At 35.4% G+C, this 25,476-nt stretch carries 23 protein-coding genes and 1 other RNA gene; 4 read left to right on the forward strand and 20 right to left on the reverse strand.

The genetic code is table 11. The features are described 5' to 3' along the window. Positions 1–209: 209 nt before the first annotated feature. From CWS01_RS08400 to CWS01_RS08435, 8 genes are all read right to left on the reverse strand, one after another. Positions 210–1,349: a THUMP domain-containing class I SAM-dependent RNA methyltransferase gene (locus CWS01_RS08400; protein ID WP_101176743.1), complete on the reverse strand. Its 1,140-nt coding sequence runs from the start codon at positions 1,347–1,349 to the stop codon at positions 210–212. Positions 1,350–1,592: 243 nt separating this feature from the next. Further along, positions 1,593–1,968: RNase P RNA component class B (gene rnpB, locus CWS01_RS08405), an RNA gene on the reverse strand. 74 nt (positions 1,969–2,042) lie between these two features. Then, a complete protein-coding gene (gene gpsB, locus CWS01_RS08410) occupies positions 2,043–2,345 on the reverse strand; it encodes a cell division regulator GpsB (protein ID WP_101176744.1) in 303 nt (100 codons plus the stop codon). A gap of 72 nt (positions 2,346–2,417) precedes the next feature. Next, positions 2,418–2,975 (reverse strand): DUF1273 domain-containing protein, encoded by a 558-nt coding sequence (locus CWS01_RS08415; RefSeq protein ID WP_101176745.1) that lies wholly within the window; start codon positions 2,973–2,975, stop codon positions 2,418–2,420. Between the two features lie 334 nt (positions 2,976–3,309). Further along, positions 3,310–3,696, reverse strand: coding sequence for a CotD family spore coat protein (locus tag CWS01_RS08420; RefSeq protein WP_101176746.1), 387 nt, complete (start codon positions 3,694–3,696; stop codon positions 3,310–3,312). Positions 3,697–4,026: 330 nt separating this feature from the next. Next, positions 4,027–5,286 carry a ribonuclease H-like domain-containing protein gene (locus CWS01_RS08425; RefSeq protein WP_101176747.1) on the reverse strand — a complete coding sequence of 420 codons (1,260 nt, stop codon included), beginning with the start codon at positions 5,284–5,286 and terminating at the stop codon, positions 4,027–4,029. Between the two features lie 8 nt (positions 5,287–5,294). Next, positions 5,295–7,571 (reverse strand): DEAD/DEAH box helicase, encoded by a 2,277-nt coding sequence (locus tag CWS01_RS08430; RefSeq protein WP_101176748.1) that lies wholly within the window; start codon positions 7,569–7,571, stop codon positions 5,295–5,297. A gap of 79 nt (positions 7,572–7,650) precedes the next feature. After that, the gene (locus tag CWS01_RS08435) at positions 7,651–8,430 is read right to left on the reverse strand and encodes an alpha/beta fold hydrolase (protein ID WP_101176749.1); all 780 of its coding nucleotides are present in this window, start codon (positions 8,428–8,430) and stop codon (positions 7,651–7,653) included. 265 nt (positions 8,431–8,695) lie between these two features. Between CWS01_RS08435 and CWS01_RS08440 the strand changes: the two genes are divergently transcribed. Beyond that, positions 8,696–9,181 carry an Hsp20/alpha crystallin family protein gene (locus CWS01_RS08440; protein WP_407938550.1) on the forward strand — a complete coding sequence of 162 codons (486 nt, stop codon included), beginning with the start codon at positions 8,696–8,698 and terminating at the stop codon, positions 9,179–9,181. A 136-nt stretch (positions 9,182–9,317) separates the two neighbouring features. Further along, the gene (locus tag CWS01_RS08445; RefSeq protein ID WP_101176750.1) at positions 9,318–9,470 is read left to right on the forward strand and encodes a YpzG family protein; all 153 of its coding nucleotides are present in this window, start codon (positions 9,318–9,320) and stop codon (positions 9,468–9,470) included. A 52-nt stretch (positions 9,471–9,522) separates the two neighbouring features. On the opposite strand, the gene CWS01_RS08450 is transcribed toward CWS01_RS08445, so the two are convergent. The 4 genes from CWS01_RS08450 to CWS01_RS08465 all read right to left on the reverse strand — a co-directional run bounded on the left by CWS01_RS08450 (position 9,523) and on the right by CWS01_RS08465 (position 12,137). Then, entirely contained in the window at positions 9,523–10,050 is a 528-nt protein-coding gene (locus CWS01_RS08450; RefSeq protein WP_235852006.1) for a YppG family protein, read from the reverse strand. A 255-nt stretch (positions 10,051–10,305) separates the two neighbouring features. Beyond that, positions 10,306–10,674: a YppE family protein gene (locus CWS01_RS08455; RefSeq protein WP_168714371.1), complete on the reverse strand. Its 369-nt coding sequence runs from the start codon at positions 10,672–10,674 to the stop codon at positions 10,306–10,308. Between the two features lie 82 nt (positions 10,675–10,756). Beyond that, positions 10,757–11,017, reverse strand: coding sequence for a hypothetical protein (locus CWS01_RS08460; RefSeq protein ID WP_101176753.1), 261 nt, complete (start codon positions 11,015–11,017; stop codon positions 10,757–10,759). Between the two features lie 136 nt (positions 11,018–11,153). Then, positions 11,154–12,137 carry a DUF2515 family protein gene (locus tag CWS01_RS08465; RefSeq protein WP_101176754.1) on the reverse strand — a complete coding sequence of 328 codons (984 nt, stop codon included), beginning with the start codon at positions 12,135–12,137 and terminating at the stop codon, positions 11,154–11,156. A gap of 94 nt (positions 12,138–12,231) precedes the next feature. Between CWS01_RS08465 and recU the strand changes: the two genes are divergently transcribed. Together recU and CWS01_RS08475 are read left to right on the forward strand one after the other, a co-directional pair. After that, on the forward strand, positions 12,232–12,828 hold the full coding sequence (gene recU, locus CWS01_RS08470) for a Holliday junction resolvase RecU (RefSeq protein WP_101176755.1): 597 nt from the start codon (positions 12,232–12,234) through the stop codon (positions 12,826–12,828). Between the two features lie 45 nt (positions 12,829–12,873). After that, positions 12,874–15,804 carry a PBP1A family penicillin-binding protein gene (locus CWS01_RS08475; protein WP_101176756.1) on the forward strand — a complete coding sequence of 977 codons (2,931 nt, stop codon included), beginning with the start codon at positions 12,874–12,876 and terminating at the stop codon, positions 15,802–15,804. Positions 15,805–15,902: 98 nt separating this feature from the next. On the opposite strand, the gene CWS01_RS08480 is transcribed toward CWS01_RS08475, so the two are convergent. The 8 genes from CWS01_RS08480 to panD form a co-directional block, all read right to left on the reverse strand. Beyond that, positions 15,903–16,424 (reverse strand): YpoC family protein, encoded by a 522-nt coding sequence (locus CWS01_RS08480; RefSeq protein WP_101176757.1) that lies wholly within the window; start codon positions 16,422–16,424, stop codon positions 15,903–15,905. Continuing rightward, positions 16,424–17,080, reverse strand: coding sequence for an endonuclease III (gene nth, locus CWS01_RS08485; RefSeq protein ID WP_101176758.1), 657 nt, complete (start codon positions 17,078–17,080; stop codon positions 16,424–16,426). Before nth ends, CWS01_RS08480 begins: the two co-directional genes overlap by 1 nt. 93 nt (positions 17,081–17,173) lie before the next feature. Further along, positions 17,174–17,887 (reverse strand): DnaD domain-containing protein, encoded by a 714-nt coding sequence (locus CWS01_RS08490; RefSeq protein WP_101176759.1) that lies wholly within the window; start codon positions 17,885–17,887, stop codon positions 17,174–17,176. A gap of 487 nt (positions 17,888–18,374) precedes the next feature. Continuing rightward, the gene (gene asnS, locus CWS01_RS08495) at positions 18,375–19,667 is read right to left on the reverse strand and encodes an asparagine--tRNA ligase (protein ID WP_157827606.1); all 1,293 of its coding nucleotides are present in this window, start codon (positions 19,665–19,667) and stop codon (positions 18,375–18,377) included. A gap of 292 nt (positions 19,668–19,959) precedes the next feature. Then, entirely contained in the window at positions 19,960–21,153 is a 1,194-nt protein-coding gene (locus CWS01_RS08500) for a pyridoxal phosphate-dependent aminotransferase (RefSeq protein WP_101176761.1), read from the reverse strand. Positions 21,154–21,182: 29 nt separating this feature from the next. After that, complete coding sequence (locus tag CWS01_RS08505; protein ID WP_101176762.1) at positions 21,183–21,656, reverse strand: cell wall elongation regulator TseB-like domain-containing protein; 474 nt, start codon at positions 21,654–21,656, stop codon at positions 21,183–21,185. A gap of 281 nt (positions 21,657–21,937) precedes the next feature. Continuing rightward, positions 21,938–24,724, reverse strand: a complete 2,787-nt coding sequence (gene dinG / locus CWS01_RS08510) for an ATP-dependent DNA helicase DinG (RefSeq protein ID WP_101176763.1) — start codon at positions 24,722–24,724, stop codon at positions 21,938–21,940. 340 nt (positions 24,725–25,064) lie between these two features. Beyond that, positions 25,065–25,448, reverse strand: coding sequence for an aspartate 1-decarboxylase (gene panD / locus CWS01_RS08515; protein ID WP_101176764.1), 384 nt, complete (start codon positions 25,446–25,448; stop codon positions 25,065–25,067). Positions 25,449–25,476: the final 28 nt, after the last annotated feature.

A 25,476-nucleotide genomic window follows, 5' to 3' on the forward strand; every position in this document is an offset into this window, starting at 1 on the left:
AGTCGATGTGTACCCCCACAGCGGACTTTCGCCGCCTAGATAGTTGCCATGCCTGGCACACATAAAAAAGGAAGCAGTTACTCTGCTTCCTTAAACCATCCACTATCAATATTATTTAATAAACTATACTTCTCGTTCTGCTTTTTCAATGAATTTCCCCGCAAAGTGACACTTCCACACTATTTTACACCCTTCAAACCATTGGTATATCAGCTTTCTCTCGGCTTCCTTTTTCCCCAATACTGATAATAGTCCGTTTTGATGAAACCGTTGAAGAGTTTGCGTTTTTTGGTTGTTTTTTTGCCGAAGTGCGTTTCAAATTCTTCATCACTTGTCAGCATATAGATAGACCATGTATCAAGAGGAGCAAAAGCTTCGCCCATCTCCCGGTACATTTTTTGTACAGATGGCTTGTCACCTAGACGTTCGCCGTATGGCGGGTTTCCGACGATTACCCCGTAGTCTTTTGTTGTGGTAAAGTCGCGGACTTGCATCTGCTTAAAGGTAATAAGATCCGATAATCCTGCTTCAAAGGCATTTTCTTCGGCAATTTTGACCATTCTATGATCAATATCGGATGCAACAATATCCAAGACTTGATCATAGTTTGCTGTATCTTCTGCTTCATTGCGTACTTCATCCCAGATGTTTTCAGGCATCCAGTCCCATCGTTCTGAAATAAACTCTCTGTTAAATCCTGGTGCAATATTTTGGCCAATTAGGGCCGCTTCTATTGCAATTGTGCCAGACCCGCAAAATGGATCAACAAATGTGCGGTCAGGCGTCCAGTTTGTTAAAAGTACAAGGGATGCTGCCAATGTTTCTTTAATCGGCGCTTCCCCTTGACCAACACGATAACCGCGGCGGTGCAAGCCATGTCCTGATGTATCAATCGTTAATGTTACAATATCCTTTAAAATAGATACTTCTATCTTAAATAAAGCCCCATTCTCTTCTAGCCAGCCGGTTTTTTTATAATAGGCGCTTAATCTGTTTACAATAGATTTTTTGACAATTGCTTGGCAATCAGAGACACTAAACAGCTTAGACTTCACCGATTTTCCTGATACAGGAAATTCTGCATTTACTGGCAGATAGTCCTCCCACTGTAATGCTTTTGTTTTTTCAAAAAGCTCATCAAATGTAGTTGCTTTGAATTCTGCTACTTTAATTTTTATTCGATCCGCTGTACGCAGCCACATATTGCTTCGTGCTATCGCAAGTTCATCACCAGAAAATAATACTTTTCCATTATCCACTGTACATTCATAACCTAAATCTCGTACTTCTTTTGCCACAATTGATTCAAGTCCCATCGCAGCTGTTGCTATTAAATTAAATTTTCTCATATTTTCACCTTTTTTTCCTTTAATTCATTTTCTATTATGTATCATTATTGCCTATTAAGTACTGCCTAAACTTGATTTATTTTCATCAAATCAAATAAAAAGGATGACCTTCATGAAAAATATGTCTGACATTCCTAACAATAGAAAATAAATAAGCGCTTCTCTATTTGTATATGAAGTCAGACCCTTTTCAAAAAGTGTCACCCTATACTGTAAACTTTAATCATCAATATAAACGCTTTTGTAAGCCATGTTCTGTTCCTTTGTACTCAAGCGACGTTTGTCTCGTACCAAAGGCGGCAATCATCTATCTACAGAATAGTATTCTGTCCTTCTCTTCCGTTCATTTCCTCAGAGAAAGTTCCCCTACCATAATTTGGGTTTCTCGCTCGTGGGGTTTACCTCGTTCCACCCTTTTTATTTCTAAAAAGGCTCCGTCACTGTGGCACTTTCAAGGTATTCATACCATATCCTAAGGACTTAGGTATTTTCCCTGCCGTCAGCAAATGACTTTGCTGCCCTAGCTTATTTTTTGGCTAGGCACGAACACTACAAGCATCTCAGCTTGTGCGAGCATGGACTTTCCTCTACAAAAACAAGTTTTGCAGCGATTACCTCTGGCGTTTGTATTGACTACATTTGCTATTATATTATTTTCCTCCTATAATAGCAATGGAAAATTAAAGAAAGTCATCAATCATATAATTTGCTGCCAAAAACATGTTTCTCCAAATTCGATAAACGCTTTAATATATCAAAATTTGTTGTTCCTGCTGTACTTGGTGCAGGCTGTCTTTTGGAACTATCTTCCACTTGTTTTTTCATGCGCAAGTTTTCTTGCTGCAGCTCTTCAATTTCTTGATGCAATGTTTCATAGTCTTTAATAATTAAATCTAAAAATTGATCCACTTCTTCGGGTTTATAGCCTCTCATAGCTGGTTTAAATTCTTTTTCCAAAATATCTTTAGCTGTTAATTTCATTTTATCTGCTAGCATCGTCCGCTCACCTCAAGAAATACCATTATAAATTTATTTTTTCAAAATTTAGTGCATTTGTCAATTTTTCACTTAAAAGGAGTCATTAAATTGCTCTTCTTCTACAATGGATTGTAAATCAGAAAAATTAATCTGTCTTATTTCATACTCATTTTTTTCTTTATACAATTTTGCAAGATTGTATAAATATTTGGGGCTTCCTTCTTTTTCTTCATCATAAAACAATAATAGCATATCGCTTTTTTGCAGGAGAAAAATATTCTTTGCCTTCAGCTGTTCAGGACTTTCATAAGGTTTTTTGGATACAGAATCAATAAAGTCTGCCTGCATTAACACTTCTTCATACCATTCTTTGTTTGCTTCTTTCCAGCCTTGTTCCTGATCTATAAAAGGAGTAAAAACCCCTACTTTTAAAAACGGAAACTTTTCTAGCTGCAACTCATACACTACTTCTGCAGCCCATAACTCTGTACCAAGCTGGCCACTTATTAATATCCATTCTACGCCTTCTTCTGCCATTGTTTCTATTTGTTTACGAATTGCTTCTTTTATATAAGAAACAGCTTTTTCGTCTTTTTTAAAAATGCCTATTTCATATGGTTTATAACCTGAAATAACAGCAATTTTCATTTTCACTATAAACTCCTTTACAAACTTACTATGTAATCATTATTTTTTAGATGTAGGTATGATGGAGCTTAATTTTCCCTTTACTAGGAATTGTATTACATTCAGCCAGCAACATGCATCTTTTTTTCCATTTGAAAATACAACCTCTAAAAATATAGCCTTTTATTATCTTTTACCTTTATCTTGTATTATAAGCATTTCTAAAAAAAAGAGAAACTAGTTTGATTATTTTTATAGGATATTTCCATTATTATATATTTTTTATGGGGAAACATGTATATAAACAGAAAAAGACCTATTTAATAGGCCCTTTTCCATCATATAATTTCATTTATTATCGTTTTCTGAATGGAAATGCTCCTGGCATAGTTCCCATGTTTCCAGCAGCTCCAGGCATACCCATGCTTCCAGTTGTACCTGGGAACATTTGACCTGTTGCAGTAAACGGCATACCACCTGTTTGAGGCATCGCTGGTGCTGCACCTTGAACAGGGTATGGAGCTGGCGCAGGCCCCATATTTGCTTGTGTATTTGTTACTACGTTTTCGACAGATTGAGTTTGTGGGAAATAATGTTGATGCTCATAATTAACATGGTTTACCGTTGTTGTATGAGTTGGGTGAATATGGGGAACAATGTTATTAGAAAAAGTATGATTCACACAACATTTTGCTGGATGTACTATCGGTGGACAAACATTTGGTTTATGACAATGATGCATATAGAAAATCTCCTCTCAAATAGTTAATTTATCTTACACTAATAACCTATGAACAAAGAGATAATCTTGTACTAATACAAACACCTATTTATGTTATTTTCCCTTAATTATTGAAATGAACTATGCCTACATGGCATAAAAACTGCTCTTAAATGTGGTAAAAAGCACGACAGTTAGACAAACTACTACAAAAAATAAAAACATTACAACCTTATACAAAAAAAGCCACCTCTTTTTCCCTATTTTTAGACAAACTTCTCATTTTCTATCTATTATTTTACTCACAATAAAAAAAACAAACAACTAGGAATTAGCAGGAAATTAATGACTTCATTCCTGCATTTCTAGTTGTTTTATTTTCCTTTGGAGACGTTCTGCTCTTTTTAGCAGTTCTATGGTTTGTTTTTCAAGCAAATCATGGCTTTTGCTTAAAGCCATTGCTCTATTTGTCATCTGCAATGCCTTTAAGTAGTTTTTATTTTTATGCTCAGTAACTTTCGCTAACTCTGTATACGTTTCGACCACCATTTTTATATTGGTTTTGACTGTATAATGATCGATGATATACTGCCATAGAAAAATAGCTGACTGAAGTTTTTTCGCTTTTTTCTCTTGTGCAGCAAGAATAAATTTAGCCTGCAATACTTCTTCTTTGTTTGTTTCATCCATATTTTCAAATGTTTTTTTTGCAGCATTATTTTCGCCTAATGAAGAATACCATCTGCCTACTTCTAATATTTCTTTTGCTGACATGCCTTTATCTTTTTTCAATAATTGATAGCTTAAATGAGTATATAGTGTAATAAGCGATAAAATATCGACTTCATTATGTTTTAATATCCCAAGCATACCTTCTGGATTTTTTCTTTCCACAAAATCAAAATAAATCATTGGTGCTAAAAATCCTGGAATATCATCTTTTCTCACTACCCCTAATACTTCTTCTTCTACAATCGATAATTTTGTTCGTTCTAGCCGATGTTTCCACATTCTTCTCGCTGCATGATACAGGTCAAAATGTCCAAATTCAGGCAGCTTTGGAACATGCTCTTTCACAAACATATGCCTTGTTTTCACTTGGGGCCAGTCAAATGCTTTGCCGTTATAAGTCACAAGTGTCGTATAGTCCACATTCTCTAAAAAGCTTTTAAATAACGGCACTTCCCCGGCCGGATACGGAAGAATATGCTGTTTTAGCACTACTTCCTCTCCAATAATTTGTGCATATCCTAATATAAAAATCGTATTTCCTGCTCCGCCGCCAAGTCCAGTTGTTTCCGTATCAAAGAAAAAAAGATTGCTTGATTGATGTCCTTTTGCTGATAATGGGTGGATAAAAGGTGATTGGTTCCATTCATCGACCGCCTGACAAAATTCATAAAAATAGTAGTTTCCATGTTTAAACGATAAAGGATACTTTACTTCTCTAATCAAACAATACTCCTTATCTGCCCAATATGGATAGACATTTTCCTGCTCCCACACATCTAAAAAGGGAATTTCCTTTGTTTCTGTTTTTATTTCCACTGGTTTTGCCGTTTCTTTTTTGATATGCCCTTTTAGCCGGTTTAATTTATTTTTTATACTCATGGTATCCCCTATTTTTGCTGTAATTTTACGAAAGAAAGAAGGTCTAACACATCTTTTTTATAATAGTCGTTTGTGCTTTCCATGCCAATGCAAGATGGACAGCCATGGGGACAAGTGCAATTTAAGATCATTTTTTTCGCCTCATTTATAACTATATCTATTTGTTGATACAGTTTTTCTGCCAGTCCAATTCCACCAGGATAACGATCATAAAAGAAAATAGTAGCTTTTTCATTATGTTCTGCCTTCACTTGGGGCACAACATGAATATCACTTGGGTCTGCCATGACAAGTAGTGGTGCGATGTGTTTTAAGGCGTGTGCAGCGCCAATTAACCCCAGTTCCATTTTTTCGCTTTTTGCATTAAACCCATTATCCAAAAAGGATATCCAACAAGCATTTGTATGAAGCTCTTCTTCTGGAAGAGCGATTGGCCCAGAGCCAATGTTTTCATGTGTTTCAAACTTAATTTTCTTAAAAATGGTGCTCATTGCTATGATGCTAACATCTCCATACCCTATTTCTAGTCTTTCCTCTTCTTTTTTCTTATCTACTTCTAAGACTTTTAAAGAAACGGCAAGATTTGCATCCGTATAATAATCAACATCCACTTCTCTCACAAATGCTTTTTTCTCTTCCCAGTCTAGCTTCTCTACTTGATACTGTACTCCTTGATGAAGATAAATAGCTTCCTCATGAAGCAAAGTCATGGCAGAAAAACGATCACTTTCTCCAATCACTCGAGTATTCCCTGTATTCGTAATGTCAATAATGACTATATTTTCCTGGGAAGCGGAACGCAAGCTAATATTATGGGCCGGGAAAGAATCGTTCATCCAATACCATTTATCCCCGTTTTCGAATAAAACTCTTTCTTCTGTTAAATATTCCAGCACCTCTTCTATTTCACAGGTTCCAAACTTTTCGCCTCGTTTAAAAGGAAGTTCATAGGCGGCGCATTTCATATGGTCAATTAAAATAATTAAGTTATCTGGATTAATGCGTGCCGTTTCTGGATTCCGATTAAAAAAATAATCCGGATTCTGAATTAAGTATTGATCCAATGGACTAGAGCTCGCGACCAGTATCACAAGAGATTCATCATGTCTTCTGCCAGCCCGTCCAGCTTGCTGCCAAGAGCTTGCGATTGTACCTGGATACCCTGTCATTACACATACTTGCAGCTGTCCAATATCCACTCCAAGCTCTAATGCATTGGTGCTGACAACTCCATAGATGCTTCCTTCTCTTAAGCCTTTTTCAATTTCTCTTCTTTCTGTTGGAAGATAGCCGCCTCTATATCCTCTAATCGCTTTTGTGCCTAATTGATACTTTACTAATTCTTGCAAATAAGTCAGCAAAATTTCTACCCTTACCCGGCTTTTTGCAAAAATAATCGTTTGAATCTTGTTTTTTAAAAGTTCTCCCGCAATCCTTCTTGCCTCAAGTGTTGCACTTTTGCGTATATTTAACGGAACATTCACAATGGGCGGGTTATAAAAAACGAAATGTTTTTTGCCGCTCGGAGCACCGTTATTATCAATTAATGCCATCTTTTCTTCTGTTAAATTCCCCGCAAGTTCTAAAGGATTAGCAATGGTCGCTGACGTACAAATAAAGATAGGGTTACTGCCATAAAAAGCGCAAATTCTTTTTAGGCGGCGGATAACATTCGCAACATGACTTCCAAACACTCCTCGATAAATATGGAGTTCATCAATAACAACATACTTTAAATTTTCAAATAAGCTAACCCATTTCGTATGATGGGGCAAAATAGCAGAATGAAGCATATCTGGGTTTGTTATCACAATATGTCCAGCTTTTCTCACCTTTTGACGAATGGAAGCAGGAGTATCCCCATCATATGTATAACTGTTAATTTGCAAGTTTGCACTTTCAATCAGCTCATTTAGTTCACTTTTCTGATCTTGGGCGAGTGCTTTTGTTGGAAACATATAAAGCGCTCTCGCCTGACTATCTTCTGTAATGGATTGAATAACAGGCAAATTATAACAAAGTGTCTTCCCTGAAGCTGTCGGAGTTACTGCAACAATGCTGCGGTTTTTCCGCACTTGTTCGTATGCTGATTTCTGGTGGGTATATAATCTAGATACACCACGTTTCTCTAATGCTGCCTTTATTTTTGGAGATAAGTCACTAGGAAGTGGCGTCACACTCGCTTCTTTTGCCTCCATCGTATGCCAATAAGCAATCTGCTCTTTATATTCTTCATTATATTTAAAATCATGAATGATTTGTTGGAGATTTTTACGTACTTTCATTTTTCCACCTCTTACTTCATTCTATTTTAGCGAATAAACGTTCTTATCCAAAGAGGTTTTCTTGTCTTTCCAAAAAAAGCTATTTATTTTTCACAAACTTTTCAACAGCTATGACAAGTGCTTGAGAATCCTCCACCATGCTCATATGTCCGGTTTCCAACAATTCAACTGTAATATGTTTTCCATTTGCAGATGTAACACGATCAAGAGGCACTACTTTATCCTTTGTTCCTTTTACAAGCAAAACAGGAACTTCTGAATTGGCAATAATATGATTGCGGTCTATTCTTTTTCGCATGGCAGATAATGTTTCCATTGCAGCAATCGCATCCGTTTCGTATCCGATCTCTTTTGCCTTTTCCACTTCTTCTTTTTTTGTATGAATAGAATCGTCTGAGAATAAATTTGGTATTAATCCATCAACAAATTCAACTATTCCTACATCTTGGATTTTTTTAATGGATTTTAATCTTCCTTCTTTTCCTTGTTCTGTATCAGGATATGCGGTGGAATGAATAAGACCAAATCCAGCTAACGTTTCAGGAAATAAATCAGCAAATGCCAATGTGACATATCCTCCTAATGAATGGCCAAACATATACACATCTGCTAGTTCCTTTTTATTAAGGAAAAAATGGATATCCTTTGCCAAATCCTCTATCAGAAAGGATTCACCATTAAAGCTTGTTAGTCCGTGTCCTCTTAGCTCTATTGCGATCACATGAAAATCTGTTAATAACGGCATAACTTTTTCCCAGTATTTGGCACTTCCGCAAAATCCATGAATAAGGATAATTGTTTTTCCTTTTCCTGCTTCTTGATAGGCCATTTCTCTTCCATTTATTGTGATTGTCTTCATATTTAGTACCCCCTTGTACATTTTACGATAACATAATTTCATTTTTCTATAGTAAGTCATTTTTGTCAAAAGCAAAAAGTTTTTCACTCTTTTAACTAGTTTTTATTCCTAAATATCGCAAATAGAATAAACGAAAAATCAACAAATCCTTTAAATAAAATATACCTTCTACTATTCCTAAAAAACAATTTCTTTTAAAAGAAGATAGGCACAGAATATTTCTTTTTTGCATAAATATGATGTTAGAAAGTATTTGCAAAAAGGAGTGTCAACATTGTCAGCAAATTTTCCTATTGATCCAAACAAAAAAGATAAAAATGAACCATTTGGTGGACTTATTAAGAGCATGAATGGATTTCTTCAAGAAAAGCCAATCAAAAATTTTCTGCAAAGCATGGATGAATTCTTCAGTAATCCGTTTCCAAATAGTGCCTTCCCTCTGACCGTTAAAGAAACCACAACAGCTAACCTTATCATAGCAGAGCTTCCTGGAATCAATAGAGAACAAATCCAAATTAATGTATATGATCACCATCTAACAATCAGCGTCAATTATCAAGAATTAATTACAGAAGAAAACACACAGCAAAATTTCTTTCGTTCTAGCCAAACCTATAAAAGAAACAGCAGAACCGTTGCTCTTCCTTATCCAATTGATGAAAAAAAAGTGAAAGCATCTTATCAAAATGGACTGCTTACCGTAACTGTGCCGAAACAAAAAGGCAAAAAAATAATGATCGAAGAATCCTAAATAGCTTTTTCTTTGATTCACTTGCTTTAGAAAAATAGAGCATGTATAAAAAAAAAATTCCTGCATATGCTACTAGTGGTGCTTCAACCAAGAGGCATCGCTAGTTTTTTATAAAACCTATTCCCGAGGTGATTAGATGAGCTACAAAGATCAGTTAGATTCTCATTCTTCGCTTTTTCACCACAATTGGACAAGACCAAAACGGGCAAAGTCTCAAGTTAATGGACATACCGAAATGTCTAGAAACAATCTTATTTTAAAAAGAGATGCAAAAGCGCACCGCTGGTAAGGGAAAAAGAAACTAGAAAAGGCACCCTTTAATATTTAGGGTGCCTTTTAGTTTACACTTTAAATATTCCTCCTACTCCTTTTACAAGTCCTGTCATCTGATTCATCGCATTCATCATCATGCCTGCCGTGTCCATCATTTTATTAAAATCAAGTGAGCCATCCTGCGATTTAAAGGAATTCATAAAACTTTTCACTCCCCCTTGTTTCTGAGGAATAAACGATTGTTTAGGATATGGATTCATATAATTTTGTGGATGTTGTTTGGTGGCAGCACTTGAATAAGAATCATCATAATACTGTAGCGGATTTTGAAATACTTCATGAGATTTCGGATAATTATTTTGTGGATGAAAATACGGCTGTTCATAATTATTAAAATTTGCCTGTGGATAAGGTGAAGGTGCATTGCCGTAATAACTTTGATGCATATTTTGATCAAAGCCGCCATTCCATTGTGGTTGATTCATATATGGATTGTACATTCTTGTTTCCTTCTGAATATACTGTTGTGGCATTCTACTTATGTGTGATGGAGCAGCAGGATTTCGCGCATAAAAAATGGGGTGTGCTGTGTTCATTTTACTCGTTCCTCCTCCAATAGTAATTCCCGTCATATTCTATGAAGCAAATGCCCAGCATGTGCATGGACTGATAAAAAGCATCTGTTCCTTTGTTGATTGGAGCGGAAGGCGTGAGACTCCTGATTAGAAAAGCGAACGCCTGTAGCGAAAATCAACAAGCAAATTTAACAGAACCTACATAAAAAAGAAAAAACTATCGATTTGGATGGATAGTTTTGGTATTTCTGATTTATTTTATTTGATAAACAAGTATCATTTTTTTTCTATACTTGATAATTGATTTAATAGCACTTCTAAAGTATACTGCACAGATTTTATAGCATCCATAAATCTTTTTTTGCTTGTGTCCGGATAAAAGGCACTGACTGAAATGATTTCTAAGTGATCAGAAGCCGACTGAATTTGGGCCGCATAAAGATATTCTGGCTTATTTGCCACCACCCAATTTATAGCAGACACTTTCCAGTCTTCGTTTATTTTTTTTACCTTATTTGCAAAGGGAACCACTACTTCATAAAAATCTTCCCCTTTTCCTGAAGCTTTTACTTTTATAAAGGTGTCCATTAAATATTCTGTTGCCTCTATGAGCATCTTTGTATTTTCTTTTAATTGATTAATCAAAATCACTTTCTCATTCACTACTTCCTATTCGCTTTTGATGCAACTTATTCTAATTGTCATTGACATAATATTAGGGGATTGTTTAACTTAATTCAAGTTTAAATATTGCTGTTCTTCTTATTTTCTCTGGACTTTTTGCTATAATATTAGGGGTTTCTTTTTTTAACTTTTGTTCAAAAACAGAAAATGCAGCTTCTAAGAGCTCTAAATGGTCAAGATGATCTTCTAATTCTTTTTTTTGATTGGAGTGAACACCTAAAAGCAAACTATCCAATTCTTCTAAATCATCATAAATAGTTTCAAGCATTTCCAACAATTCTGCTTTATTGTATTCTTCTTTCATCTCTACCCCTCCTGTTTCTTTTGATAGTTACTAATTCGAGGTTTCCTTTGCGGGCTCCTGCCAACCTGACAAAACTAGAAGGGATTCGTCAAAGAAAGAACTGATTCTTAAATTCTCACCGCTATTTTCGACATATTTATTTTTCGACTACTTTATTTTGCAGTTTAATGAATGCATGCAGCTGCTCTTGTTTATCCCGATACCATGTTGTTAGGTCTTGTGGCTTTTGCTTTTTAGCCAATGGACTTTGCCAAGCTCTCTTTTTCCTCCGTAACCCCATCCAGTCCATCATTTCTTTTTTTTCGTGTTTTACTACAGGATAAGTTAAACGCAAAATGGGTGTATCTCTTTTATGCCGGGGATAAATAATGCGCTCATAATCTCCTCTCGAACCAGTATGTGTTCTCAAGATACTAAATTGATAAAATTCTTCATATAAATCTGGATAAAACAATATATTCGCCAGTTCCTTTCCAAACTCGATCCGTTTATTAAGGGAAGTAAAATCAGTCACACAGCTACCATAAAGGCGCCCTTTTAAAGTCGGAAATAACACCGAGCTGCAATGAAAAAAATCTTGAAATAAATATGCTAGACTATGAAATACTTCTCTCTTATAATAGGGATTTTTAATAATAGGCTTCTCAATTAAATTTTGTTCATTAATAATAAGACTTGTCATTAATCTTGTTTGGTTGCGATTTTCCCAAAAAAGATTCCATTCTTTTTCCATAAAGGAAGAAACTGAAAAGTATTTTAATAAGTGAAACAAAGGTCTGTTGTATTTCGTCGAATAATCATAGAGCAATAATTGAGGGAATGCATCTTGAAAAATTAACCAATTTGCTTCTTCATAGGTGAAAAATAATTGCGCTCTTTTTTCTGGCTCTAATATGTTGGAAAACCAGCTTCCTTGTAAATCGCACATATTCCACCCAGCATTTCGCGACACTTGGCTGGCAAGATATGCCCATCGGATTTCTTTATTTGCGATATAATAGTGGAGATAACTTTCAGTTCTTGATATATTATCTAAGTTATATTTTTTTGTTAGGGAATAAATCTTTTGAACCAACATCTCTTCATTTGGCGGAAGAAAATAATTAAATAGACCTACCATATAAGCCCCCTCTTTTATCAAACAATATGATATTATTGTTTGTTGTTAGAGTTAACTTATACTCTTTGCTATGGTAGTTAATGAGGTGAAAAAAATGAATTACCCAAACGGAAAAAAGTACAATCCAACAGCCAGCATAAAAACACCGGTAAAAAAAATCAATTATTCCAATAGAGGCATGACTTTGGAAGAAGACATCAATGCAACAAACCAGTATTACTTAGAATGTGGAAAAGCGGTTATACATAAAAAGCCAACACCTGTTCAAATTGTTCAAGTGGATTATCCAAAAAGAAGTGCTGCTGTTATTAAAGAAGCGTATTTTAAACAAGCTTCTACGACAGATTATAATGGTGTATACCGCGGAAAATATATTGATTTTGAAGCAAAAGAAACAAAATCTCTACAATCTTTTCCATTAAGTAATTTTCATGAGCACCAAATTAAACATATGCACCTAGTAGCAGAGCAAAAAGGCATCTGTTTTGTACTTATTCGATTTTCTTCGACAGACGAGATTTTTTTGTTGCAAGCAGAGCAATTGTTTATATTTTGGGACAGAATGAAAAATGGTGGCAGAAAATCGATTACCAAAAAGGAGCTTTTAGCTTGTAGTCACACAATAATACTTGGTTTTCAGCCGAGAATTGACTATATTAAAGTAATAGACCGGCTTTATCATTTCGATTAAATGCCCCTTTGATTGTTTTTATTGAAGAAAGGTAGGAAAAAAACAATGGCAGATATGTATGAAACGCGAGAGGAGCGCCGCAAAAGACTCCTAGAAGCGAAAAATAAAAATAAAGGACCTAAAAATAAAAAAGAACAACAAAACAAAACGAAAAAAAGTGGTAAACAAATTGCAAAACGCATTTTCTTAACATTAATCGCATTGGCTATTGTGGGGATGATTGGCGGCGCTATTACCTTTGCCGTTATGGTCAAAGATGCTCCAAAGCTTGATGCAGCAACATTAAAAGATTCTATTTCTTCTACATTTTACGATTCAGAAGGAGAAGAAATTGCAAAAGTCGGGGCTGTAAATCGAGATTATGTCAATTATGAAGATATTCCTGAATTAGTCAAAGACGCTTTTATTGCTACAGAAGATGCAAGATTTTTTAAGCATCACGGAATTGATCCCATCCGTTTAGGAGGGGCCGTTGTAGCAAACTTTAAACATGGTTTTGGTTCTGAGGGGGCAAGTACGATTACACAGCAGGTTGTTAAAAACTTTTTCTTTAATCAACCGCAAAAAACCCTTTCCCGTAAAGCGCAAGAAGCATGGCTTGCCATTCAATTAGAGCGCAAGTATTCAAAAGAAGAAATTTTTGAAATGTATGTAAATAAAATTTTTATGTCTGAAAATATGAGTGGTGTGAAAACAGCGGCAAAAACCTATTTCGATAAAGAATTGGATGAATTAACATTGCCGGAAGCAGCAATGCTTGCAGGGATGCCACAGGCTCCAAATGCCTATAATCCTTTTAATAATCCTGATCGTGCGGATAAACGCAAAAATGTCGTTTTATCTTTAATGCACCAGCATGGATATATAACAAAAGCAGAGATGGAAGAAGCACAAAAGGTATCTGTTGAAAGCTTCGTTGTGAGTAAAGATAAAAGAAAAAGCACTGATCTTCCATATGATTCCTTTATTAAAGAAGCAATCGCGGAAATTGAGGAAAAATATCCAGACATTAATGTCTATACAGATGGACTTTCTATCCAAACAACATTAAATAAAAAAGCACAAGATCAGGTTGATAAAATTATGTATGAAAATGAAATTGTTCCGTTTCCTGATGAAAAATTCCAAGCAGGAATTACTTTGCTTGATACAAAAACAGGAGGAATTTTGGCAATCGGCGGTGACCGTGATCCTGATGTCAAATTTGGATTCAACTATGCAACAGAACAAAAAAGACAGCCAGGTTCCACCATTAAGCCAATCCTTGACTATGGACCTGCCATTGAATACTTAAAATGGGGGACATATCATACATTAGTGGATAAAGCTACCACGTACTCTGATGGTACACCAATTGGCAACTGGGATAATCAGTATATGGGTTCATTATCAATGCGTGAGGCATTGGCACGATCTCGTAATATACCAGCCTTAGAAGCCTTTAAAGAGGTTGGTGCAGACAAGGCACAAGAATTTGCAGCAAATATCGGTGTCGAACTAAAAGAAGTCTATGAATCAGCTTCTATCGGTGGAATAAGCCCAGGGATTTCTTCTCTTGAATTAGCAGGTGCATACAGTGCATTTGGAAATGAAGGGATATATAATACACCACATGCTGTCAAATCTTTTACTTTAAAAGATGGCACGAAAATAAATATGGAACCAGAACCTAAAGCTGCGATGCAAGACTATACTGCATTTTTAATTACAGATATGTTAAAAGATGTAGTAAGCTCCTCTTATGGAACAGGTTCTTATGCAAATGTTTCTGGACTGCCGATTGCTGGTAAAACAGGAACAACCAACTATACCGATCAAGAATTAGCGGATTATAATATACCTACAAGCAAAGCTGTTCCAGATGCTTGGTTTGCTGGATATACGACCAACTTTACAATGGCCGTATGGACAGGATACGAAAGTAGGAAAAATTATATTGCACCAGGTATGGATCAAAAGATTGCCCAACAAATCTTTGCAAATATTATGGAATATATTTCTGAAGATGTGGAAACCAAAGACTTTAAACAACCAGACAGTGTAGAGACAGTTAAAATTGAAAAAGGAACTTATCCTGCTCGATTAGCCAGCTCTTATACACCTAGCAGTCAAATTCTTACCGAATATGCGGTCAAAGGCAATATCCTTAATCAAGTATCTCAGAAATATGATAAACCTGATGCTCCATCTGGCTTAAATGCATCCTATAATAAAGGTAACGATGAGATTAAATTATCTTGGAAATACGGCAGCAAAAAAGGAGTTAAATTCCAAGTAAATGTTAGCGTCGATGGCGGTGGTTCAGAGCAATTAACCCAAACGTCTGATAAAAGTCTAAAAATTGCCAAACCAACACCAGGAAGCAGTTATACGTTTACTGTTATCGCTGTTAAAGACAGTCAATCAAGTGACGCAGCTTCAGCAAGTGTGACGATTCCAAAGCAAGAAGTGGAAGAAGAACAACCAACGGAAGATGAAAATGAAGCTATTGATGATAAAGAGGATAAACAGGATACTGAGGATACAGAAACAGATGATTCCCAAGATCAAGATCAAGGTACAGATCAAGGTACAGATCAAGATACAGATCAAGATACAGATCAAGGTACAGATCAAGGCACAGACCAAGGTACAGACCAAGGTACAGACCAAGGTACAGACCAAGGAAATACAGACAATAACAACAATGGGAATGATTCTGGAAATAGTGGAAATGCTTCCGACGACAGCAGCAATAGCTCCGGCAACAGCAACACTAATTCTGGTAACAGTGGCAATAACTCCGGTAACAGCGACAATAATTCCGGTAACAGCAACAATAACTCTAACAGTTCCAATAGTAATAACAGCAACACTTCAAGTGAAGAAGATGGAAACGAGAACTCAACAAGTGGCTCAAATTCTTCAAATAGTACAACAAACCAAAATAATGGAAATACAACCAATCAGTCAAACAACAAGACAGATAACAATTAAAAAAAGAGGACGAAGTCGCAAAATGACTTTGTCCTCTTTTTTAAGGTGTGTAATTAGACTTCCTTTTGATTTGTGATTCATTTCTCTATTGATATTAGCTATCCTTTATTTTTTATTAAATAAATGGCAAATTGCTTTTCTAGTTCTTTAAACAACTCTTCTAATTGTTTAAAAGAATGATAACCTGCTACTCTTGAAAGAATAAAATGTAATCTCTCCTCAGCATTTATTGGCATTATTTTAATATTGCGGCTGATTAACCCCTCTTTAAAATTAACAGGCAATTCATTCAGCCAATATATACATTCCAAAAAAAAACAAATGCCATGTACCATCCCTTTATACATTTGTTCCTTTTTTTTGGCAGCTATATATTGTGCAATTTCTACTTTCAATAACTTCCACTGATTGATAAGTGTCGATACAGATGTTTTAATATGCTCTTTTTTCCATGGTGTAAAACCATTTAGCCCTTCTATATACGCGCCTTCGTGAATAAAAGGCCATTCAGCTTGGAAGGATTCTATTAAACGGATATCTTCTAATGTAAATTTAGTCAAATGAGTTAATTGGGGAATTTGTAAATCAGCGGATAGATGTATACAATAGCTTTTTCTCATTAGCCAACACCTATTTTTTTTATTCGCTTTTTTCCTTCCCGACAAAGGGACAATAAAGGACAGATCTCGCATTGTGGATTTTGTGCTTTGCAATGGTAGCGTCCGAAAAAAATCATACGATGATGTGTTGCCGACCACTCTTCCTTTGGTATCTTTTTCATTAATGTTTTTTCGACTTCTAATACAGAATCTTTCCAGCGGCAAAAGCCCAATCTTTTGCTTACGCGCTCTACATGTGTATCAACAGCGATTGCTGGAATATCATAAGCAACGGACACGACCACATTGGCTGTTTTGCGCCCGACCCCTGGAAGATTAATTAGTTCATCCCGATCAGCAGGTATTTCCCCATTATACTGATCTAATACCATTTGGCATAACTTTTGAATATTCTTTGCTTTATTTCGATATAGTCCAATAGAACGGATATCCTGCTGCAGTTCTTCAAGAGGGACGCATAAGTAGTCTTCGGGAGTTTTATACTTTTGGAATAAGTTTTTCGTTACTTTATTTACAAGTACATCTGTACATTGTGCAGATAAGGCTACTGCAATCACTAATTCAAATGGATTTGCATGGACTAATTCACAATGGGCATCAGGAAACATTTCTGCCATTGTATCCAAACAATACCTTATTTCATCTTTTTTTAGCATGTTTATCTCACCACGTTTTTTCCCTATTCACAGGTACTTTTTTATTTATTATGCATTAATGGGCTTTTGCCCTCCACCGATTGAAGTTTCACTTTATTGGTCTAGCCAATTGTAAAAAGGAACAGATTTTACCGTACTGTCTACAGAAGATTCTGCTCCTTTTCCTATTGTACTTTGTTGATTTTGTCTAAACTTTTTCCCATGATTTTTTGCTTGTTGAATGGTTTGGATGCCGCTTTTTTTCCATTCAAAAAGAATTCGATCGATATAGCGGAAATTTATTTTTCCAGAAATCACCGCTTCTCTAAGTGCCGCTTTTATAATAGTTGGATTATGCTGATCATCATCCATCCACATGCCTAATGTTTCAATCTCAAAAGGAGATAATGGTCTGCCAAATTCTATTTCAAAACAAGAATACAGATCTGTTTCTGCTTTTTCCGCTTCTTTTGCTTTTTCCTGCTTATTTATGAATAAATATAAATCTATTAGTTTATTCCATAGTGGTTCTAAAGAATATTGTTCAAAACGTATGCCATTTTCATTATTGCCATCCATTATGGAAATAAACCCTCTTTTTATAAGTTGGCTTAACATTTCATGGCATTGTCTAGCATCCATTGTCATATAGCTAGCTAATTCTGTTGGCGTTGGAAATTCATTTCCCTTTTCTAAAAAAGAGTTAATATGCAAAAGCAATACTAATTCTTGTTCCGTCAGTTTAAGTGTTTTATAGTGTGTTAGAAGTGCTGTAGGAATGCTGATGCTTCCCTCTTGCAACCATTTTAACATTATTGTTTTATTCATTTAGGACACCTCTAATCCAGTATATCATGACAAATCTCTCTTGTAATAATTAAAAAATGGAATTGCTGGTATAAACTTTTGCTATACTCTTTTTTTGCTATGCCTTTGTTAAACTTGCCTATTGATTGCAGCGAGGGGACGATCCTAGAGCTCTCCTCACTTCGATGGAGTCTGCTAAAACAGTTAAATTAGTGGATAACTATCTTGACAATTGGCTGTTAATCAATAAATAAATATAGTCAATCAAGGCATCGTTCAACAAGTTTGCTAGCAAATATTAAGAAATAGGGACCCTATCAAAAACAGGAAAATAAACAAGGGAGAATGACTTTGCTCCAGTTTTTAGGCAGCAAAGTCATTCTTCCCTTTATTAGAAAGGTTCTATTAAAATTGGCTGTTGATGCGTTCGTTTTCCGCTAAGCGAGCGTCTTTCACTTCAATCAACAGAGTAAAAAATCAACCTTTAGAAATAAATAATCAGAAACGATTAAGGATATAAACGGTTTAGCAATCGTGGGAATGGAATAGTCTCCCTAACATGCTCCACACCGCTGATCCATGCAACTGTGCGTTCTAAACCAAGTCCAAATCCTGAATGTGGCACAGAACCATATTTCCTTAATTCTAAATACCATTTGTATGTTTCAGTATCCAATTGATGTTCTTCTACCCGTTTCTCTAAAAGATCCATATCGTGAATGCGTTCAGATCCACCGATGATCTCTCCATATCCTTCTGGAGCAATTAAGTCTGCACACAGCACAACATCTTCTCTATTTGGATCTGGCTGCATGTAGAATGGTTTTAAAGTAGTTGGATAATGGGTAATGAATACAGGCTTATCATAGCTTTCTGCAATCGCTGTTTCATGGGGCGCTCCGAAGTCATCTCCCCACGTAATATCATCAAAGCCCTTTTCTTGCAAAAATTTCACTGCATCATCATAGCTGATTCTTGGGAATGGCGCTTTAATTTTTTCCAATTTAGAGGTATCTCTACCAAGTGTTTTCAACTCAAGAGCACAATTTTTTAATACAGATTGCACGATAAAACTTACATATTCTTCTTGCACTACTAAGTTATCTTCGAACTCTACAAATGCCATCTCTGGTTCGATCATCCAGAATTCAATTAAATGACGGCGAGTTTTTGACTTTTCTGCACGAAAAGTTGGTCCAAATGAAAATACTTTTCCAAGCGCCATTGCTGCTGCTTCCATATATAGCTGTCCACTTTGAGAAAGATAGGCATCTTCATCAAAATATTTTGTCGCAAATAATTCCGTTGTGCCTTCTGGTGCACTTCCAGTTAAAATTGGCGGATCTACTTTTGTAAAACCATTTTCATTAAAGAACTCATATGTGGCACGAATAATTTCATTGCGCACTTTCATTACCGCATGCTGGCGTTTAGAACGAAGCCATAAATGGCGATTATCCATCAAAAATTCTGTCCCATGCTCTTTCGGTGTAATCGGATAGTCAACAGAACTATGAATTAATTGAACACCTTTCACTAATAGTTCATAGCCAAAAGGAGAACGCTCGTCTTTTTGTACAAGCCCTGTAACATATACAGATGATTCTTGTGTTAAAGATTTTGCTGTTTGAAACAATTCTTCTCCCACTTCACTTTTTACAACTACTCCTTGTACAAATCCAGTTCCATCACGAAGCTGTAAAAAGGCGATTTTACCGCTTGAGCGTTTATTCGCAATCCATGCACCTATTTTTACTTCTTTATCAACATTTTTCGGTAATTCAGCTATCGTTGATTTAATCACAATAAATTCCTCCAAAAACAAAGATCTAATATGTAAAAGAAAAGCAGCAACTGCTAATTTTTATAAATGCTAAAAAACATTCGATCCTAGCATAAAATTACTTTCCTATCAAAACATTATACCGAACTTACACGCCACAAGCAACATAGGAGGGTGTTCCAATCAATAGTTGAAACACCCTCCTCATCAATTGCCAGCACTTTGCAAGCGATATATATATAAGAACTAAACCTTTTCTAATTGCATAACTCAATATCTCTTTTTTAGCGAAGTATACTTTACTACAATATTATTTTTCCATTTTATTTATCACAAACTCGTGAATGCGTGCAACTGCTTTTTCCAGGTTTTCTAAAGAAGTAGCATATGATAAGCGTATATAGTCTTCTGTTCCAAATCCTGAACCAGGAATAACTGCCACTAAAGCTTCTTCCAATAAGGAAGAAACAAATTCATCCACGCTAGCAAAACCTGTTAAAGCAGCAGCCTTTTTCACATTAGGGAATAAATAAAAAGCACCTTTTGGTTTTAAGCAAACGACTCCAGGAATTTCATTTAATTTTTGGTGAATGATAGTAAGACGCTCTTCAAATGCTTTATTCATTTCTGCTAAAGTATCTTGTGGACCTCTATATGCTTCAATTGCACCATATTGTGCCGTTGTCGTTGGATTTGACGTGCTGTGGCTTGCAAGATTTGTCATAGCTGTAATAATTTGTTTATTACCAGCTGCATATCCAATTCTCCAACCTGTCATCGAATGGGATTTACTAACACCATTAATAATAATAGTCGCTTCCTTAAGTTCAGGAGACAATGTAGCAATGGATACATGCACTGCATCTCCATACACAAGTTTTTCATAAATTTCATCTGAAATGATTAGAATATTATTTGCTAAACAAATCTCTCCAATTGCTTTTAATTCTTCTTCTGTATAAATCATTCCAGTAGGATTGCTCGGGGAGTTAATAATAACTGCTTTTGTTCTCTCTGTTATCGCATTTTGTAATTGTGCTGGCGTTATCTTAAACTCATTTTCTTCTAATCCATCTATAAATACTGGCACACCATCTGCAAGCTTTACTTGTTCTGGATAGCTAACCCAATAAGGTGTTGGAATAATGACTTCATCGCCTTCATCTAATAACACTTGAAATAATGTGTAAAGTCCGTGTTTTGCTCCGTTTGTCACAATAATTTCAGAAGCTTCATAATGCAAGCCCTGATCTTTTTCTAATTTTTCGCCAATCGTTTGTTTTAGCAAGGGCAAGCCTGCAGCAGGCGTATATTTTGTATGTCCTTCATTCATGCTTTTTACAGCAGCATCAATAATATTTTGCGGGGTATTAAAATCAGGTTCTCCTGCTCCTAAACCAATAACATCATAGCCGCTGTCTTTTAATGATTTTGCTTTTGCGGTAATTGCTAAAGTGGTAGACGGTGTTAATGCATTCACTCTTTGTGCTAACGTAATATTCATGTTCTTCTCCTCCAACTAAAGACACTAATTTAGATATTTTCTATATTTAAAAGGATTTCACCTGTTTCAAAATCCAAATAATAATAATTTATTAAATCATCTTCTGAATGGGTATATATCTCCCATGCTGGAATTCCCTGAACCATACCTAATCGAACAGTGTTAATGACGCTTGGCGATCTCTTGTCTAATAAAGCATTTATTGCGTCTTTTTTGGATATTCCTTCTTGTTTCTTTTTCACTATTATATTGTTGTTTTTTTCATTTATCCAGACAATTACATTTTCTTTTTTGCTGTTTTTTCCCTCTACTATATAATAGGTATCTGTCCCATGGAATAGTGTAAAGTTATTGATACTTTTTACATTTGCTTTTTCTTCAGCAATTTCTGCTGCTTTTTCTTGGGCAGTTTTCACTGGCTTTACAGCATCCAAATATAAGTTCAATGCAAATCCTAGAATAATCAAACATGCTAAACTTACAATCCATATCCATTTTTTCATTTATCATCACTTCTTCACGTTCATTCTATTATCACTGTTGTCAAATAGTGGATATTATTATCTATTGCCTCTTGTATTTCATCTAATCCTGTTTTTAGGAATAAGTTATGGTTCCACTTCCAACCTTTCATTCTCTTCCTCCTTGAACTGAAATTAACCAGCAGGAAATACATTCAATTATTCTCATCAGTTATTATAACAGCAAGTATCAAGAGAAAGGAACACTTTTCCCTATTAAAAAATTCTAAACTATTTAATTTTTCCAAATTAGCTCTTTTTCACTAAAGCCATTTTTTTATAACTGCAATCATTTCATTCAATTTTTTGGTCTCTACTGAAACAGCAGGAATAGAGCGCAAAAATGTCTCTCCATAGGTCGTTGTTAGTATTCTGCGGTCAAATACAACAATAAATCCTTTATCTTCTTCTGTACGAATTAACCTTCCAAAACCTTGTTTAAAGCGCAATACTGCTTCTGGCAGACTGTTTTCTGTAAAAGGATTGCCGCCATTTTTTTTAATCTCTTCATTTTTTGCTTCTGTTAACGGTTCATCTGGAGAAGAAAATGGCAACCGGACAATTACTAGGCATGATAAATCTTCTCCTGGTATATCAATTCCTTCCCAAAAGCTGTTTGTTCCAAGCAGAATTGCCTTCTCATAGCGTTGAAAATTTCGTGTTAACCTCATTCGGCTTCCATTTGTAATGCCTTGTGCCAAAATAGCAAAATCCTCTAAACAGCCGCTTTCTTTAATTAAATCATGTGTTTTCCGCAGCATATCATTTGCAGTAAATAAAATAAGCATTCTACCTGCTGTGGCTTCTGCAATTTGAATAATTTGCTCTGTTATCGCGGCAATAAATTCTTCTAAAGGAACGGTATTGATTTCAGGTATATCATTCGGCACTAACAGTTTTACTTGTTTTTCATATGGAAAAGGGGAAATAATTTGCTCCGCCTTATAGTTTTCTGCTATTAATCCCAGTGAACGAACATAATAATCAAAAGAATTATTTACCGTAAGCGTTGCAGAAGTAAATACAATACTGTTTTTTTGAGCAAAAAACTCCTTTTGCAAAATCTCTCCTACAGAATAAGGCTGTGCAAATAATACAGCATTATTAGGAAAAGTTCTTATATCTGCTTCAAGCCAAGATATATGCTTTTCTTCTCGCAAAAAAACGATTCTGAGTGCCATTAAATAGTCTTGCCATTCCTTTTGGATCTCGGCAAGTCTTTCTGTCACCAAAACTTGTTTGGTTGTCAGTATTTCTTTTGATTGTTTTAGCCTATTTATTTTTGCTGTGATTGCATCAATGGCATCTTTAAATAAGAAGACTAGCCGCTCAGCAGAATTTCGGGCATTGCTCCATTCTTTTGTATCCTCTCTTTTAATGCGGAAAGCGTTGTTTGTATACACCGTTTTTTTGCCTGGCTTTTTGGCATAGCGCATTAATGTTCGAAAAAAACTGTCTAGCTCTATTTGGAGATCGCCAATAAGCCTATTAAATGTAGGATCTTTTTGCCCTTTTCCCTCTTTATCCATAAACAATTCCATCTTATAATATAGTTGTTTTTGTTCAAATGTACCTACTTGCTGTATGCTTACTTTAACCCCAACATAGCTAAATTTATGACCAAAATGTTTTGTCGCCACTTTTTCAAAATGATGTCCTTCATCAATAACAGCATATTGATACGCTGGAATTGATTTTTGCAAAGAAGTGCTATCCTTTAGCAACAAGGCATGGTTTGTAATAATTAAATGCGCTTTTTGTGCAAGCAACCTTGTTCTGCGATAAAAATCCTTAGGTGCCCATGCTTTCGAAATAGCTAAAGAAAAATTGCCGTCATTTTTAATTTTATTCCAATAAGCTGCTCCCCCACTTGATAAATTCAACTCATCCTTATCTCCTGTGGAAGTTTCCGTCAACCAGATGAGAATTTGCATTTTGGTTAAAATAGTATCATAGTTATCTTCTTTTTCTTGAAGAGAGATTTCAAACTTATCTAGACTAATATAATGGCTGCGTCCCTTTAAGATTGTATAAGAAACAAAAAAAGGAAGAGTACTTTTAAGCAGAGGCAGCTCCTTATTAATTAGCTGCTCTTGCAATTGAGTCGTATAGGTGCTAATGACAATTTGTTTCTTATTTGCAAAAGCAAAATAGGCAGCTGGAAGTAAATAAGCTAAACTTTTTCCTATTCCTGTACCCGCTTCGATCAAACGATGGTTATTATCGCAAAATGCTTCATAAATGGTTTCCATCATCTTTAATTGGCCTTGTCTTTTGCGAAAAAAAGGAAGGGCTCTCTCCATCTGCTTTTCTATTTCTGTTATGGAAAAGTTTTGTAAAGCCTTTCGTTTTTCTCTATTGTCCTTCTCCTCATTTTTAATTATTTTTAGCGCCAATCCACGGTAAACCTCTAGATGATCCGGTATGTATTCTACTTTTTTTTGTTTTTTATCCATTATATCTTCCAAAAGCAAATCGATATCACTTTTTAAAGAGCCGCTTAATTTATGCAGCTGTTTATTCGTTTGCAGCGGCAACCCCTCTAATTTGTGCAGAAGAATAAGAAGAAGTTCTGCTGTGACATATGCATCACTATCTGCCTGATGAGGTCTTGAATGCACAATTCCCTCTTGCAGAGCTAAATCTGTTAATTTGTAGCTATCTGCAGTCGGAAACAGCACTCTTGCTAATTCAACCGTATCTAGCACCGGCCCATAAAATGGTTTATAAAAAGCCTGTTCTAGCTCTTCAGATAAAAATGATAAATCAAATAATACATTATGTGCCACAAAATAAGCATCTTTTAATAGCTCTTGCACTTTTTCCGCAATTTCTTCAAATAATGGCGCATCTTTCACCATCTCGTCGTTAATCCCTGTTAATTCTTCTATAAATGGAGATATTGGTTGCAGAGGATTTATTAAGGAAGAATATTCTTCCACTATTTCTCCGTTCATTACTACAACTGCAGCAAATTGAATAATCCTATCCCCTTTTTTCGGAGAATTACCGTTTGTTTCCAGATCAATCACGACATATTTATTCTCCATTTTACCCACCTCTAACTTTCAGTCAATCAAACGGTATCATAAAATTGAAAAAAGGAAAAGAGTTTTACCTATTATATAGACAGAGCAGTTATATAGGAATACATTCATATGGCATCATTTTGTTTTTTCTTATGTTTCATCCACATATGGATGTTATTTAATAGAAATAATCTATGATCGAAAAAATAATGCATGCCTGTTTCCTTTATACCATTTTTTATATTATTTCCATTTTCTCCTACTACTATTGAAAAATACATTTTGCTCATTAAAAAGGCCTACCCTTTTAAAGGCTAGGCTTAGAGATTTGCTTAAAAAAAGTCAAACAGACCATTATTGCTTACATAATCGTTCCTGCTGGTTCATTATTTAAAAGCGTCCGTATCTGATTATTTTCGTCCATGATCGCTACTTTTGGCTGATGGTTTGCCACTTCTTCATTCAAAACAAGAGCATAAGAAATAATAATGACAATATCCCCTTTTTGAACAAGTCTTGCAGCTGCCCCGTTTAAACAAATAGTGCCTGATCCTCTTGCCCCAGGAATAATATATGTTTCCAATCTCGCTCCATTATTATTATTGACAATCTGCACTTTTTCATTTGCAACCATACCAACTGCATCAAGAAGATCCGCATCGATTGTAATGCTTCCTACGTAATTTAAGTTTGCTTCCGTTACTGTTGCACGATGGATTTTTCCATTCATCATCGTTCGAAACATAAATTATCCCTCCAACTTATTGCTGTTT

This window comes from Niallia nealsonii, from assembly GCF_002835805.1.
In the GTDB taxonomy this organism is placed as follows: domain Bacteria; phylum Bacillota; class Bacilli; order Bacillales; family Cytobacillaceae; genus Niallia; species Niallia nealsonii.